Source organism: Streptomyces bambusae, from assembly GCF_019400985.1.
Classification (GTDB): domain Bacteria; phylum Actinomycetota; class Actinomycetes; order Streptomycetales; family Streptomycetaceae; genus Streptomyces; species Streptomyces bambusae_A.
Window position 1 is genome coordinate 1 of record NZ_WTFF01000729.1, and the last position, 635, is coordinate 635.

At 69.6% G+C, this 635-nt stretch carries 1 protein-coding gene; it reads right to left on the reverse strand.

Annotated elements, in window-relative coordinates:
- The coding region (locus GPJ59_RS36760) for a dihydropteroate synthase (RefSeq protein ID WP_219672414.1) at positions 1 to 635 on the reverse strand (635 nt) is incomplete at both ends.

Below are 635 nucleotides of genomic sequence, written 5' to 3' on the forward strand. Positions count from 1 at the left end.
CCGTCCTCGTAGTTGACCGAGTTGATCACCGCCCGGCCACCCAGCTTCTCCAGACCCGCCTTGATGACGGCCACCTCGGTGGAGTCCAGCACGATCGGCAGGGTCGAGGCGGTGGCGAACCGGCCGGCGAGCTCCTCCATGTCCGCCACACCGTCGCGGCCGACGTAGTCCACGCACAGGTCCAGCATGTGCGCGCCCTCGCGGATCTGGTCCCGGGCCATCTCCACACAGTCGTCCCAACGGGCCTCCAGCATGGCCTCACGGAACTTCTTCGACCCGTTGGCGTTCGTCCGCTCACCGATCGCCATGTACGAGGTGTCCTGCCGGAACGGCACCGTCTGATACAGCGAGGACGCACCCGGCTCCGGACGCGGCTCACGCACGACGGGGACGGTCCCGCGCACCCGCTCGACCACCTGGCGCAGGTGCTCGGGGGTGGTGCCGCAGCAGCCGCCGACCAGCGACAGCCCGTACTCGCGGACGAACGTCTCCTGCGCGTCCGCCAGCTCCGAAGCCGACAGCGGATAGTGCGCCCCGTCCTTGGTCAGCACCGGCAGACCCGCGTTCGGCATGCACGAGATCGGGATACGGGCGTTGCGGGCCAGGTAGCGCAGGTGCTCGCTCATCTCGGCCGG